This is a genomic window from Pseudomonas sp. P4_B3, from assembly GCF_056402295.1.
The window spans coordinates 132,682-146,610 of sequence record NZ_JBFUHR010000008.1; the positions used below are offsets into that span (position 1 = coordinate 132,682).

The 13,929-nt window shown below is 61.9% G+C and carries 11 protein-coding genes; 6 read left to right on the plus strand and 5 right to left on the minus strand.

All coding sequences use genetic code 11. The annotated features are described in order from the left end of the window. Positions 1-50: 50 nt before the first annotated feature. From AC1DWG_RS11880 to AC1DWG_RS11895, 4 genes are all read left to right on the plus strand, one after another. Complete coding sequence (locus tag AC1DWG_RS11880) at positions 51-2,435, plus strand: 7TM diverse intracellular signaling domain-containing protein (RefSeq protein ID WP_477787836.1); 2,385 nt, start codon at positions 51-53, stop codon at positions 2,433-2,435. Positions 2,436-2,509: 74 nt separating this feature from the next. Next, positions 2,510-4,159 (plus strand): acyl-CoA dehydrogenase family protein, encoded by a 1,650-nt coding sequence (locus AC1DWG_RS11885; RefSeq protein WP_477759721.1) that lies wholly within the window; start codon positions 2,510-2,512, stop codon positions 4,157-4,159. Positions 4,160-4,276: 117 nt separating this feature from the next. After that, positions 4,277-5,776, plus strand: coding sequence for an AMP nucleosidase (amn, locus tag AC1DWG_RS11890; RefSeq protein WP_477764494.1), 1,500 nt, complete (start codon positions 4,277-4,279; stop codon positions 5,774-5,776). 71 nt (positions 5,777-5,847) lie between these two features. Then, positions 5,848-6,483, plus strand: a complete 636-nt coding sequence (locus AC1DWG_RS11895) for a pseudouridine synthase (RefSeq protein ID WP_477764495.1) — start codon at positions 5,848-5,850, stop codon at positions 6,481-6,483. Here AC1DWG_RS11895 and AC1DWG_RS11900 read toward each other — a convergent pair. Both AC1DWG_RS11900 and AC1DWG_RS11905 read right to left on the minus strand, forming a co-directional pair. Further along, complete coding sequence (locus tag AC1DWG_RS11900; protein WP_003185724.1) at positions 6,478-6,687, minus strand: DUF2788 domain-containing protein; 210 nt, start codon at positions 6,685-6,687, stop codon at positions 6,478-6,480. The two genes, AC1DWG_RS11895 and AC1DWG_RS11900, sit on opposite strands and share 6 nt — an antisense overlap. A 225-nt stretch (positions 6,688-6,912) precedes the next feature. Beyond that, positions 6,913-7,392, minus strand: a complete 480-nt coding sequence (locus AC1DWG_RS11905; RefSeq protein ID WP_007937367.1) for an Lrp/AsnC family transcriptional regulator — start codon at positions 7,390-7,392, stop codon at positions 6,913-6,915. A gap of 439 nt (positions 7,393-7,831) precedes the next feature. On the opposite strand from AC1DWG_RS11905, the gene AC1DWG_RS11910 reads away from it, so the two are divergent. After that, on the plus strand, positions 7,832-8,875 hold the full coding sequence (locus tag AC1DWG_RS11910; protein WP_477755746.1) for a DUF6515 family protein: 1,044 nt from the start codon (positions 7,832-7,834) through the stop codon (positions 8,873-8,875). Here the strand turns inward: AC1DWG_RS11910 and AC1DWG_RS11915 are convergent. Both AC1DWG_RS11915 and AC1DWG_RS11920 read right to left on the minus strand, forming a co-directional pair. Continuing rightward, on the minus strand, positions 8,869-9,765 hold the full coding sequence (locus AC1DWG_RS11915; protein ID WP_477787837.1) for a cation diffusion facilitator family transporter: 897 nt from the start codon (positions 9,763-9,765) through the stop codon (positions 8,869-8,871). The two genes, AC1DWG_RS11910 and AC1DWG_RS11915, sit on opposite strands and share 7 nt — an antisense overlap. Positions 9,766-9,806: 41 nt before the next feature. Next, positions 9,807-10,226, minus strand: a complete 420-nt coding sequence (locus AC1DWG_RS11920; RefSeq protein WP_008022979.1) for a hypothetical protein — start codon at positions 10,224-10,226, stop codon at positions 9,807-9,809. 109 nt (positions 10,227-10,335) lie between these two features. Here AC1DWG_RS11920 and hrpB point away from each other — a divergent pair, with 109 nt between their 5' ends. Further along, positions 10,336-12,852, plus strand: a complete 2,517-nt coding sequence (gene hrpB, locus AC1DWG_RS11925) for an ATP-dependent helicase HrpB (RefSeq protein WP_477787838.1) — start codon at positions 10,336-10,338, stop codon at positions 12,850-12,852. A gap of 89 nt (positions 12,853-12,941) precedes the next feature. On the opposite strand, the gene AC1DWG_RS11930 is transcribed toward hrpB, so the two are convergent. Beyond that, entirely contained in the window at positions 12,942-13,871 is a 930-nt protein-coding gene (locus AC1DWG_RS11930) for a LysR family transcriptional regulator (RefSeq protein WP_477760375.1), read from the minus strand. Positions 13,872-13,929 lie beyond the last annotated feature (58 nt).

Below are 13,929 nucleotides of genomic sequence, written 5' to 3' on the forward strand. Positions count from 1 at the left end.
AGGAATGGGGGGCTTCCTGACAGAACCGGACAGGCCACGCTGGGGCTTCAATGCACTATTTGCTGATGTTGCTGTTGTGTTTGCCCCTCCTGGCAAACGCCGTCGAGTTCGATGAGTTCACTCAAAGCCTCCCCTTGGGCCGAACCCTGCAGGTCTATGAGGACGCAGGTGGTCAGGCGACCATTGCGGATATCCGTGCGCAAGCGGCGGCCGGAAACTTCAAACCGCACCACAAGGACACGCTCAACGCCGGGTACTCGCGTTCGGTGTTCTGGCTGAAAATCGACCTGCATTACCGTCCGGCCAATCCGGCGGCGCAACGGACCTGGCTGCTGGAACTGGCCTATCCGCCCCTCGATCATCTTGATCTCTATTTGCCTGATGCGGCCGGCAACTATCAGCGGGTCAGGCAGACCGGCGATGCCTTGCCGTTCGCCAGCCGCGAGATTCGTCAGAACAACTATTTGTTCGACCTGACGTTCAAACCGGACCAGGCCGAAACCGTATTCCTGCGATTGCAAAGCGAAGGCTCGATCCAGGCACCGGTAACCCTGTGGTCGAGCACCGCCTACCTCGAAGAGCAACCCGTGCGCCTCTACGTACTGGGGCTGATCTACGGTGTGCTGCTGGGGATGCTGGTCTACAACCTGTTCATCTACCTCAGCGTGCGCGACACCAGTTACCTCTACTACATCTTCTATATCGCCTCGTTCGGCTTGTATCAGCTGTCGGTAAACGGTGCGGCCGTGCAGTATTTCTGGCCGGACAACCCTTGGTGGGCCAACGCCGCGACGCCGTTTTTCATCGGCTGTGCGGGGTTGTTCGGCAGTCAGTTCGCCCGCAGTTTCCTGCAAATGGCTACCCACAGTCGCTGGCTCGACCGCTTGTTGCTGGCGCTGGTTGCCTTCGGTGTACTGGTGGTCGGACTGTCGTTGATGAGCAGTTACGCCCTGGCCCTGCGCCTGGCCACGGCGCTGGCGCTGGCGTTCACCGTGGTGATTTTTGCCGCCGGGATCTTTGCCTGGCTGCGGGGGCTGCGGGTGGCGCGGTATTTCATTATTGCCTGGTCGGCGTTTTTGCTCGGCGGCATCGTCAATACGCTGATGGTGCTGGGCTACCTGCCGAACGTGTTCCTGACCATGTATTCCAGCCAGATCGGCTCGGCCATCGAAGTGGCGTTGCTGTCCCTGGCGCTGGCCGACCGTATCAACGACATGCGCGAACAGCAGGCGCAAACGCTATTCGACGCCAGCCAGAAGCTTGAAGTGCTCAACCAGCAACTGGCTCGCAGTAACAAGCTCAAGGACGAGTTCCTTGCCACCCTGACCCACGAACTGCGCACGCCGATGAACGGTGTGATCGGTTCGCTGGAGCTGATGCAGACGGTCGAAATGGACCCGGAGCTCGAGCAGTATCAGCAGACGGCTGCGGGATCGGCGCGGGACATGATGCGTATGGTCAACGGCATCCTCACCCTCACCGAACTGCAGGCCGGCAAACTCAAGGCCTCGGCCGATACCTTCAGCTTGCGCGGCATGGTCGAGGCACTGCGCATGCAGTTCGAGGGCAACGCATCAAGCAAATCGCTGGACTTCAAGGTCGATATCGCGCCAGGTGTGCCGGATCGCTTGCACGGCGACAACGTCAAGATCGCGCAGTGCCTGGAATGTCTGCTGGATAATGCCATCAAGTTCACCAGGATCGGCGGCCTGGCCCTGCGGGTGACCGGCAAGGCCATTGAGCCCGACCGGCTGGCGTTGACCTTTGCGGTGATCGATACGGGCATTGGCTTCACTGATTTGGGGGAGGCCAAGATGTATCAACGGTTCTTCCAGCTCGATGGCTCGATGACCCGTGAATATGGTGGCCTGGGTGTTGGCCTGGCGATTTGCCGACAGTTGGTCGAATTGCTCGGTGGACGCCTGACGCATCGCACCGAGCCAGGACGCGGCAGCCGGTTTCAGCTTGATGTGGAAGTCGGACTGGCGGTGGCCGAACGCCCGGTGACGCCGTTGATGTCCCGGGATTTTCCGCGCCTGCGCTTGCCTCAGGATTGTGCCGTGCTGTTGGTGGATGACAACAGCATCAGTCAGTTGGTGATGCGCGGCATGTTGCTCAAGCTGGGGTTCCGCGTGCGTACGGCCGACAGCGCCGACGTCGCGCTCGATCTCTTGCAGCGCGAAGGGTTTGATGCGGTGCTGGTCGATTCTCAGTTGCCGCTGCAGGGCGGTGAGTCGGCGTGCTGCCAGATCCGCGCTTTGCCGGGTTATGCCGAACTGCCGCTGTTCGTGATTGCCCTGGGCGGTGACCGTGAGCGCTGCCCGACCGGTGCGGTGATTGATCACTTGAGCAAACCGGTGAAATTCGAAGACTTGCAGGCCGCGCTCTACCGCCGTGTGCTCTGCTCGCAACAGGGCGAAAGCGCCGACAGTTAGGCGTATATGACACTTTGTTCGGCCGAGGGGTGGTGCTTAACTGAAGTCCCTTGGCCGACCAAAGGAGCCCTGTCATGAACCTGCATCAGTTCGCCGAAACCCACGAAGTCACCAACCAGCCACCGTCACTGGATGGCGCCAACCTGTACCGCATCGATTTGCCGTTGCAGGAATGGTCGCGGCGGTTCGGGGCCGGTTGGGCCGAATCGCGGATCGATGCCTACGGCGCACTGGCCGGTGGCCCGTTGATGGAAGCCGGGTTCCTGGCCAATCAGAACAAGCCGGTGTTCAACAGCCATGACCGGTTTGGTCATCGTATCGATCTGGTGGAATTTCATCCGGCCTATCACCAATTGATGCGCGCGGCGGTCGAGCACGGCTTGACCTCGCTGCCCTGGGCGCACCCGCAGGACGGCGCCCATGTCGCCCGAGCTTCGATGTCGTATCTGCACAGCCAGGCCGAAGCCGGCAGTGGCTGCCCGTTGACCATGACCTTCGCCAGCGTTCCGGCCATGCGTCTACAACCGGACCTGGCTGAAAAATGGCTGCCGAAAATCCTCGCCACCGAATACGATCCGCGCAACGTCGGCATGGCCCACAAGGCCGGGGTCACCATCGGCATGGCCATGACCGAGAAGCAGGGCGGCACCGATGTGCGGGCCAATACCACCAAGGCGTATCCGGTCGGTGCCAGCGGTCCGGGCCAGGCCTATGAACTGGTGGGGCACAAGTGGTTTTGCTCGGCGCCGATGTGCGACGCGTTCCTGACACTGGCGCAGACCGACAAGGGCCTGACCTGTTTCCTGTTGCCGCGTCACCGCCCGGACGACACACGCAATCAGTTCTACATCCAGCGCCTGAAGAACAAGCTCGGCAACTGCTCCAACGCCTCCAGCGAAGTGGAGTTCCGTGGTGCGCTGGCGTGGATGGTCGGTGAAGAGGGCCGGGGTGTTCCAACGATCATCGAGATGGTCGCCATGACCCGCTTCGATTGCATGGTCGGGTCCAGTTCACTGATGCGTCAGGCGCTGACTCAGGCCAGCCATCACTGCGCTCACCGTTCGGTTGGCGGCAAACTGCTCAGCGAACAGCCGTTGATGCAGAACGTGTTGGCGGATCTGGCGCTGGAAAGCGAAGCCGCCCTGGCCTTGAGCCTGCGCATGGGCCGCGCGCTGGATCATCTGGATGATTCACAGGAAGCCAAATTCGCCCGACTGGTGACGGCAGTGGGCAAGTACTGGATCTGCAAGCGGGCGCCGGCCATGATCAACGAAGCCGCCGAATGCATGGGCGGCGCGGGTTATGTCGAAGAGAGCATCCTGCCGCGGCTTTACCGCGAGGCGCCAGTGAATTCGACGTGGGAAGGCTCCGGCAACGTGCAATGTCTCGACGTGCTGCGTGCCCTGTCGAAAGAACCGGGTGTGCTCGACGCGCTGTTCAGTGAGTTGGGCGATGGCCATGGTGACAAGCGCCTGGCTGCGCACATCCATCAATTGCAGGCGGCATTCAAGGACTCCAGCGACATTCAGTACCGCGCCCGGCAGTTGACCGAGGACATTGCGCTGGGGCTGCAGGCCAAATTGTTGCTGGAAGCCGGGAATGCGGTGGTCAGTGATGCCTTCATCGCCAGTCGTCTGGAGGGTGGCGGGCGAGTCTACGGCGCGTTGCCACGAGGCCTGGACGTGGAAGCCATTGTCGCCCGCTCGACTCCACAAGGATTCTGATTGGTTAGAAGATCGCAGCCTGCGGCAGCTCCTACGGGTGCACGACGAGCCCTTGTAGGAGCTGCCGCAGGCTGCGATCTTTTTTGGCTGTTCCCGTGAAGCGACGATGCAGGCAAGATGAAGGTCTGCAAGTCAGAACACAGGATGCTGATCGTGACCGAAGCTTTTATTGTCGTTCAAACCGCCGAGCAAGCCGTGGATCGGCTTGCACTCTTGCACAATCGTGCAACCACCGCGCTGAGCCAGGCGCTCAAGCGTTACCTCAAGGATCGCGTCGAGCCTGATGCCGAGCAGCGAGCGCAGTTCCGTTATCCCGAGCTGCGCCTGACCTACCTTTGCCAGGGCGAAGTCCCGCAGACCACCCGTGCCTACGCCAAGGTCCAGTTGCCGGGCACCTACAGCGTCACCGTCACCCATCCATCGGCTTTCCGTAAATACCTGCTGGAACAGCTGGTTCCGCTGATGCACGACTTCACCGTGACCGTGGAAGTCGGTGTCAGCGAGCAGAACATCCCGTATCCGTATGTGGTCGAGCAGGGCGATGAGCTCGCGGGTTCCGGCGTCACCGCTGCCGTGCTGGCGCGGGTGTTCCCGAGTACCGACCTGTCGGCCGCGACCGACGGCATTGCCGACGGTTTGTACGATTGGGAAAACACCGATCCGCTGCCCCTGGCCCTGTTCGATGCCGCGCGGGTGGATTTTTCCCTGCGCCGACTGGTGCATTACACCGGCAGCGACTGGCGGCATGTGCAGCCGTGGATTCTGCTGACCAACTATCACCGCTACGTCGACCAGTTCATCGTCCATGGTCTGGAACAGCTGCGCAAAGACCCGCGTTTCGTGCGCATGGTGTTACCGGGCAATGTGATCATCGAAAAGAGCATGGACCACGACGAAGCCTCGGCGATTGCCGCCGGGGTGGTCTGGCACCGCTACCAGATGCCGGCCTATCACCTGATCGCCAGTGACGGCCACGGCGTGACGCTGGTCAACATCGGCGTCGGCCCGTCCAACGCCAAGAACATCACCGACCATCTTGCCGTTCTGCGTCCGCATTGCTGGCTGATGATCGGCCACTGCGGCGGCCTGCGTCAGTCGCAAACCATCGGCGACTATGTGCTGGCCCACGCTTACATGCGCCGCGACGGCATTCTCGACCGGGTGGTACCGCCGAACATTCCGATTCCAGCCCTGGCCGAAGTGCAGCTTGCGCTTCAGCAAGCGGCGGCCAACGTCACTGGCGAGAAGGGCGACGAACTGAAGAAACGCCTGCGTACCGGTACCGTGCTGACCTACGACGACCGTAACTGGGAACTGCGTTGGGCCCAGGAACGTCCGTTGATCAATCTGTCCCGCGCCGTGGCGGTGGACATGGAAAGCGGCACCATCGCCGCCCAGGGTTATCGCTTGCGGGTACCGTATGGCACGTTGTTGTGCGTCTCGGACAAACCGCTGCACAGCGAAATCAAGTTGCCGGGCTCGGCCAACGCCTTCTATGAGCGCGCGGTCAGCCAGCACTTGAAGATTGGTATCGAGGCGGTGGATCTGTTGCGTACCGAGCTCAACTCATTGCACTCGCGCAAACTGCGCAGCTTCGACGAGCCACCGTTCCGCTAACGGTTGTCGTGGTCATTTGGCGGTCGGGGCACTAGCATTAGCAGCCCTGATCGTTAGATGTTCACTTCGCCATGTCCCGTCCTCAACGCCCCGTTTCCCGCCGCCCTGGCGCGAAACCCTCTACTTCAGCCCAGCGCCGTGTCGCCAAGGCACCGCCGGCCGAGCCGAAACTGATCCTGTTCAACAAACCCTTCGATGTGCTGACGCAATTCAGCGACGGCGAAGGGCGCGCGACCCTCAAGGATTACATCGAAGTACCGGGAATCTATCCGGCCGGACGGCTGGACCGCGACAGCGAAGGCTTGTTGCTGCTGACCAACGACGGTCAGCTTCAGGCGCGGATCGCCGATCCGAAACACAAACTGGCCAAGACCTATTGGGTGCAGGTCGAGGGCGAACCGAGCGCCGAGCAATTGCAGCGCTTGCGTGACGGCGTGGAATTGAATGACGGCATGACCTTGCCCGCCGAGGCGCGGCAACTGGACGAACCCGAGCTGTGGCCGCGCAATCCGCCGGTGCGCTTTCGTAAAAGCGTGCCGACCAGTTGGCTGGAGTTGGTGATTCGCGAAGGGCGCAACCGCCAGGTGCGGCGCATGACCGCTGCGGTGGGTTTGCCGACGTTGCGCCTGGTACGGGTCAGAATCGGTGACTGGACGATCGAAGGGCTCGATCAGGGACAGTGGAAAGAAGTACCGGCGCGCTTATAAGGCGCCGGATTCGATCAGGCCGATCACCACGCTCTTGATCACGAACGCCGCCACACCCAGGCCCAGCACGAAGAACAGAATGAACGAGCCAAAGCGCCCGGCCTTGGACTTCTTCGCCAGATCCCAGACGATGAAACCCATGAAAATGATCAGGATGCTGACCAGACCGGTCATCATCCACTCTTCGAAAACTGCAGGGTCCATCGAACATCTCCGGCGCGGGCGAGGCTAAAAGGGCGCGGGGAGTATACGCCTGCGCGGGTTCGCGCTGTATTGACCTGCGTCGGTGTGTCGCAGTCATTCGTCGCCCGGCCTGCTCTTGTAGGAGCTGCCGAAGGCTGCGATCTTTTGATGTTGCTTCTTATGGACGATCAAAAGATCGCAGCCTCGTTTCACTCGACAGCTCCTACCAGCTCCTGCGAAAGTCCATCAGCTACGCAGATGAGTCAAAGGCAGTTCGGTGCTGTTCAAAACCTGATTCAGCACAAAGCTCGAACGCACACTGGTCACCCCTTCAATCCGCGTCAGATGCCCCAGCAGCAGTTTCTGGTAGTGATCCATGTCCGGCACCACGACCTTGAGTTGATAGTCGGCATCCATCCCGGTCACCAGGCTGCATTCAAGCACTTGAGGCAGGGTGCGGATGGCCGCTTCGAAATTCTCGAAACGCTCCGGCGTGTGACGGTCCATGCCGATCAGCACATAGGCCGTCAGGCTCAGGCCGAGCATTTTGCGGTCGAGCAGGGCGACCTGGCGGGAAATGTAGCCGTCGTCTTCCAGTTGCTTGACCCGCCGCGAGCACGGCGAAGGCGACAGGCCGATGCGCTCGGCCAGCTCCTGGTTGGAGATGCGTGCGTCGCGCTGCAATTCCGCCAAAATACTCAGGTCGTAACGGTCGAGCTTGCTCATCAAACGGTCCTTTGTCGTAACTATTGCTGAGGATTATGTGTCAGGGGTTAAAAATTGCGCAAGTGATGTTTAATTCAGCAATCTTCGCAATCCTCTGCCGGTGCTCCCGGCCTATTCTTATCACCAGAATCACTGCTCGGACAAACAGTCCAGTGCGGCTCGCCGAATCAGGCCCGCCGCGGTCGCCACCCCCACCGGGGATGTGCCGGCCCCCGAGCTACACACTGTCCAGAAGACGGCGTGAGGTGAGCCGGCGCCACAAGCGTCGAGCCAGGACGAAGTTCTCTAAGGGGAGGCCGACGGGTCTCCCCTTTTTCTTGCGTGTGGAATTTGCCCCCCGACCCTCAATAAATAAGTTGCGTGACTGATAACCTGTTGCAGAACCGGTCGGTGCTTTCCCAGTCTTACGTACAGGCCCTGACTCTTAATGAGGAAAAGCATGAAATCGCGTTTCTGGCGTTTGGCCGGTGTTGGTTTGCTGTGTGTCAGTGTCACTGCGCAAACGATGGCCGATGAGCAGCAAAACCGTGGCCATGACGGCGGGCAACATGGCCAGGGGGGGCATCAGGGTGATAACCAGGGCCAGGGTGGCAACAACCAGCCGCACCCGCAAAACGGCCAGCAGCAGAATCAGCCCCGCGCGCAGAACAATGACAACCGCCAGTCCGAGCACAACGGCCAGAATCAACATCAGAACAATGGTCAGTGGCAGAACCGTCCAGCGCCGGACTTCAACAGCCGGGTTCGCTCGCCGCCTCCACCGCCGCAGGCGCCGGCCACTGACATGCCGATCCAGCCCCGCCCCGACACCGTGCACCAGACCCAGCCGCCGCAGCGCGGTTACTACCAGGATCAGCCGCGTCGCAACGATTACAACCAGCACTGGAATGGCTACACAGGCGCACCGTCCAATGACAATCACTGGCAGGGGCGCCCGAGTGGCCATGGTAACGGCTGGGGGGCAGGCCCCAGGTATCGCCCCGGCCAGGTGATCGACCGCTTCCCCGAGCGTAACTTCCGCGTGCCTTACCGTGGCATGGATTACTACTATTCCGGTGGCTACTGGTATCGCCCGCTAGGCCCGCGTTATGAGGTGGTAGAGCCACCGCGCGGGATTCGAGTCAGATACCTGCCCGATTACGCCCAGCAGTTGTGGATCGGCGGGGCGCTGCTGTTCCTCGCGGCGGGCTCCTACTACGCCTATCAGGAAAGCACTCAGGACTACGTCGTGGTCGAGCCGCCGGTTGGCCAATCGCAACCACCCGCCGGCAACAATGGTTATGACGTGGAGGCATATCCAGCCAACGGGCAGTCGCCGGAGCAGGTCAGTCGGGATGGTTACGAGTGCTATCAATACGCGGTGCAGCAGAGTGGTTTCGATCCACGAACCGCCACCTACCAGCCAGACCCGGCGGTGGTGCAAGCCTACCGACAGGCTCAGGGCAACTGCCTGAGCAGTCGCGGTTATCAGGTGAATTACTGAGCCCGGGCGGCTTTCACCACTTCCCGCGGGTCGGCGTGCACCAGCACTTCGGCGCGCGGGTAGGCGCTGTGAATGGCTGCGGCCGCCTGATCGCTGATGCCGTGGGCGACTGACAACGTCAGTTCCCCCGGCAACTCCAGATGCAACTGCACAAACCACTGGTTGCCGGAGATCCGCGTACGCAAGTCATGCGCACCCAACACACCGGGCACGCTGCACGCCAATTCCAGCATGTGCTGGCTGACATCCGGCGGCAGTTCTTCATCCATCAACACCGCAAAACTCTCCCGGGCGATCTGCACCGCGCTCCAAAAGATATAAGCGGCGATGCCCAGACCAAACCAGGCATCGACCTGATCCCAGCCAAACCCGGCCAGTACCAGCGCCAGCAGAATGCTGCCGTTGAGCAATATGTCCGAACGGTAATGCAGCGAGTCGGCACGCACGGCGTTGGAGCCGGTTGCCTTGACCACCCGATGTTGCAACATCAGCAAGGCCAGGGTCAGGGCGAGCGAGAACACAATCACACCGATGCTGATCCACGGCGCGCCGACCGGTTCGGGGTGTTTCAGCCGATCATAGGCATGCAACGCAATCAGTACCGCACTGCCGCCAATGAACAGCGCCTGGGCCATGCCTGCCAATGACTCAGCCTTGCCGTGCCCGTAGCGATGATCATTGTCGGCGGGGCGCAGGGCGTAATACACCGCCAGCAGGTTGAGCAATGACGTGACGCCGTCGAGTGCCGAGTCGGTGAGCCCGGCGAGCATGCTCACCGAGCCGCTCAGCCACCAGGCGATGCCTTTGGCGACGATCAAGGTGCACGCCACCGCCACCGAGGCACGGGTCGCCAGCCGCAGCAGGCGGGCGTGTTCGGAGCTGGAGGTCATAGTGGCCATCGTTCCTTGAGGATTCCTTTGGCGCGCAGGGACTACGCGGCTGGTTGCAGGCCGAACATCGCCAGTTGTTGGGCGCTGCCCTTGCTCTGGATCAGGCGTGGATCGTCCAGCGGGAAGCTGCGGCCCAGTTCGCTTTCCAGAATAGTCTGCAACTTGCGGTTATCGACCTTGCCGTCGGGACCGATGGCGTCCTTGAGTTTTTGTGGATCGACCTGGGCGGTCTTGCCCGGCTCGAAATAAATCGCGCCAGTGGCGAAGTCCACGGCAAACGCGATCAGGCCGGGGATGATGTAGAACAGCAGGCCAACGGCGTCGAGCGCGGCGATGGCCGGGTCGATCTTGCCTTCGATCTGGCCGCGGCGATCGGGGTAGAAAATCGAACCGCAGGCTGTCACTTGAGTCAGCAAGGTTGCGACCAGAACACCGCCAATCAGGCGAAAGGGAGCACGCATATGAAATCTCCTGGGTAATCTCAAAACGAAACGTCGTCGGTATGAATTAAGACCCTGACGAACGCCTGACAGTTCGCCGTTATACTCGGCCCTCTGTTTTGGAGCCAGCATGATTTCTTTGCCGATCGATGAAGTTTTACCCGCCCTGCGTGAAGCCCTCGCTACACGCAACGAAGCCGTGCTCGAAGCGCCGCCCGGCGCCGGTAAAACTACCCGCGTACCTTTGGCCTTGCTCAACGAGCCGTGGCTGGCCGGGCAGACCATCCTGATGCTCGAACCCCGCCGGTTGGCCGCGCGTGCAGCGGCGGAACGGCTGGCCAGTGAGCTGGGGGAGAAGGTCGGCGAGACCGTGGGTTATCGCATTCGGCTCGACAGCAAGGTCGGCCCCAACACTCGTATCGAAGTGGTCACCGAAGGCATCCTCACCCGGCGCCTGCAGGACGACCCGGCACTGGAAGGCGTGGGCCTGCTGATCTTCGACGAATTTCACGAGCGCAGTCTCGACGCTGATCTGGCGCTGGCCTTGAGCCTCAATGGCCGCGAACTGTTCCGTGACGATCAGCCGCTGAAAATCCTCTTGATGTCCGCCACGCTTGAAGGCGAACGCTTGGCCGGGTTGCTCGACGACGCGCCGATCCTGCGCAGCGAAGGGCGCATGTACCCGGTGGCGATGCGCTGGGGCCGGCCGTTCCAGTCTGGTGAATTCATCGAGCCGCGTCTGGTGCAGACCATCCTCGAAGCCTTGAACGACGAGACCGGCAGCGTGCTGGTGTTCCTGCCGGGGCAGGCGGAAATCCGCCGCGTGCATCAGCAACTGGCGGATGCCTTGGGCGAAAATACTCAGGTTCTACTGTGCCCATTGCACGGTGAACTGGACCTCGCCGCGCAGCGGGCCGCGATCGATCCGGCACCGGCGGGCAAACGCAAAGTGGTGCTGGCCACCAATATCGCCGAAACCAGTTTGACCATCAACGGCGTACGCGTGGTGATCGATGCCGGGCTGGCACGGGTGCCGCGTTTCGACCCCGGCAGCGGCATGACCCGCCTCGACACCCAGCGCATTTCCAAAGCCAGCGCCACCCAGCGCGCGGGCCGGGCCGGGCGACTGGAACCGGGCGTGTGTTATCGCTTGTGGTCCCAGGACCAACACGAGCAACTGGCGGCCTATGGCAGTGCGGAAATCCTTTCGGCGGACCTCGCCGGGCTGGCCTTGCAACTGGGACGTTGGGGCGTGACGCCCGGGCAACTGGTGTGGCTCGACGTGCCGCCGGCCGCCGCTTATGCACAGGCTCAGGACCTGCTCGAACGCCTGGGAGCTCTGGAGGGGGACGCATTGACCCGCCACGGTCAGGCCATGGCCGAACTGCCGGCGCATCCGCGTATCGCGCATTTGCTGTTGCGTGGCCAGGCACTGGGTCTGGCGGACATGGCCTGCGATGTCGCGGCGCTGCTCGGCGAGCGCGATATCTTGCGTGGCGGCGGGGCGGACTTGCACAGCCGACTGGTACTGCTGTCTGGCGAAGAGCGCGCCGCACGCGGTGCTCAGGGGGGCGTGCAGCGCGCACGGCAACTGGCGCGGCAGTATCGTGGTTACCTGCGCGGCAAAGCCTCGGAGCCGGTCAGCGATCCGGATCATCCGCGCTGGCTCGGCGCGTTGCTGGCGCTGGCCTATCCCGACCGTGTCGCCCAACAGCGACGTGCCGGTGGCGCTGAGTATCGTTTGGCCAACGGCCGTGCCGCACTGTTCGCCGAGGCCGACAGTCTGATGAAGCAGCCGTGGCTGGTGATCGCCGATCTGGGCAGTCGCCAGGGCCAGCGTGAGGAGCGGATTTACCTGGCGACGGACTTCGATCCGGCGCTGTTCGATTCAGTGCTGGCAGAGCAGGTGCGCTGCGTCGATCAACTGGATTGGGATGAGCGTGAAGGCGTGCTGCGGGCCGAGCGTCAGCGCAAGGTCGGTGAACTGATCCTCAGTCGCGAGCCACTCACGGGCCTCGACGAAACCGCCCGCAGTCAGGCGCTGGTGAACCTGGTGCGGCGCAAAGGCCTGGAGCTATTACCGTGGACCCCGGAGCTGCGTCAGTGGCAGGCGCGGGTGGCGTTGTTGCGGCAACTGGACCTCGCCGGAAAGGGTGACAGCGAGTGGCCGGATGTCAGCGACACGGCGTTGCTCAAGAGTCTGGAGAACTGGCTGATGCCGTATCTGGGCAAGGTTTCCCGGCTCAGTCACTTCGCCAATCTCGACCTGTCGAGCATCGTCCACAATCTGTTGCCGTGGCCATTGCCGCAACGGCTGGACGAGCTGGCGCCGCATCATTTGAACGTGCCGTCGGGCTCGTCGATTCGTCTGGACTACAGCGAACAGCCGCCGATTCTGGCGGTGCGTTTGCAGGAGTTGTTTGGCCTGGCCGAGACCCCGCGCATCGCTGGTGGCCGGCAGGTGGTCAAGCTGCATCTGCTGTCCCCGGCGCGGCGGCCGGTGCAGGTGACGCAGGATCTGGCGAACTTCTGGCGCAGCACCTATGCGGAGGTGAAGAAGGATTTGAAGGGACGTTATCCGAAACATTACTGGCCGGATGATCCGCTGGTGGCGGAGGCGACTGCGCGGATCAAGCCGCGTAAGTAGTCGCATCGCGATTACGTAGGAGCTGCCGCAGGCTGCGATCTTTTGATCTTAAAAAATMAACGTCAAAAKATCGCAGCCTGCGGCAGCTCCTACACGGACGGCGTTGAGCTTTCGGATTTTGCGGTCAGCTGTTCGCGGCAATAGTCAGCGAACAACTGCGCCGGTTTGGTCAGTTGCCCGCGCTTGAGCCATGCCGCCACCAGCCCCGAACCGGTGACCTCTTCAGCGATGTCCACGCACACTACTTTCTGCCCGTCGTAGGTGCACTCCGAATGCGGTTTGGTCACCAGGATCGAGAACCCAAAACCCTGTCCCACCATGCCGCGCACCATCTCGATCGATGGCGAGCTGAAGGCGATGCGTGGGGTCAGGCCCAGCTCATCGAACAGGCTGACGAAGTAGGTTCGGCTCGGCTGCACGTCCAGAAGAATCATCGGCTCCAGGCACAGGTCCCGCAGCGACACCTGCGCCTGCTGGGCAAAGCGGTGATCCGCCGGCAGCAATGCGTAAGGCCGTTGCGCCGGCATCAAGGGTTCGGTTGCGATGGTGCCGTCGAGGTCGTGCTCGTAGAGGATCGCCAGATCGAAAGCACCGGAAGTCAGGCCCTGCACCAGCTCTTGTTGCTCGCCGTCGCGGATGCGGATTTCCACCCCCGGGTACAACGCCGAAAACCCGGCGATCAATTGCGGCAGGTACAGCGGTGCGACGGTTTCGAAACAGCCGATATCGATCTGCCCGGACACCACGTCGTTGTCGGCCAGGGCGTTCTGCTCGAACTCCTTGGCCATGCGCAGCAGCTCCTGGGCCTTGCGGTAAAAGCGGGCACCGCTGGGGGTCAACGACACGCCCTGGGCGTGATGGCGGATCAGCAGTTGCACACCGAAACTGTCTTCCAGCCCTTTGATGGCCGTGGAGATCGAAGGCTGTGCGATGTACAGCTTGCGCGAGGCCTCGGCGACGCTGCCGCATTCGACGGTGGTGATGAAGTATTTCAATTGACGCAGATTGTAGGCAGCCACAGCAAACCTCGGGGGGAGAACAGATCAGGCATCCTGGCAATTTGCGCGCCACCCCTAT

What these genes read in the sequence shown, in the direction of transcription:
- amn (WP_477764494.1), top strand. Translation starts at nt 4,277, where the DNA reads ATGAAGGTCTGCAAGTCAGAACACAGGATGCTGATCGTGACCGAAGCT.
- AC1DWG_RS11900 (WP_003185724.1), bottom strand. Translation starts at nt 6,687, where the DNA reads ATGGACCCTGCAGTTTTCGAAGAGTGGATGATGACCGGTCTGGTCAGC.
- AC1DWG_RS11915 (WP_477787837.1), bottom strand. Translation starts at nt 9,765, where the DNA reads ATGACCTCCAGCTCCGAACACGCCCGCCTGCTGCGGCTGGCGACCCGT.
- AC1DWG_RS11905 (WP_007937367.1), bottom strand. Translation starts at nt 7,392, where the DNA reads ATGAGCAAGCTCGACCGTTACGACCTGAGTATTTTGGCGGAATTGCAG.
- hrpB (WP_477787838.1), top strand. Translation starts at nt 10,336, where the DNA reads ATGATTTCTTTGCCGATCGATGAAGTTTTACCCGCCCTGCGTGAAGCC.
- AC1DWG_RS11895 (WP_477764495.1), top strand. Translation starts at nt 5,848, where the DNA reads ATGTCCCGTCCTCAACGCCCCGTTTCCCGCCGCCCTGGCGCGAAACCC.
- AC1DWG_RS11910 (WP_477755746.1), top strand. Translation starts at nt 7,832, where the DNA reads ATGAAATCGCGTTTCTGGCGTTTGGCCGGTGTTGGTTTGCTGTGTGTC.
- AC1DWG_RS11920 (WP_008022979.1), bottom strand. Translation starts at nt 10,226, where the DNA reads ATGCGTGCTCCCTTTCGCCTGATTGGCGGTGTTCTGGTCGCAACCTTG.
- AC1DWG_RS11880 (WP_477787836.1), top strand. Translation starts at nt 51, where the DNA reads ATGCACTATTTGCTGATGTTGCTGTTGTGTTTGCCCCTCCTGGCAAAC.
- AC1DWG_RS11885 (WP_477759721.1), top strand. Translation starts at nt 2,510, where the DNA reads ATGAACCTGCATCAGTTCGCCGAAACCCACGAAGTCACCAACCAGCCA.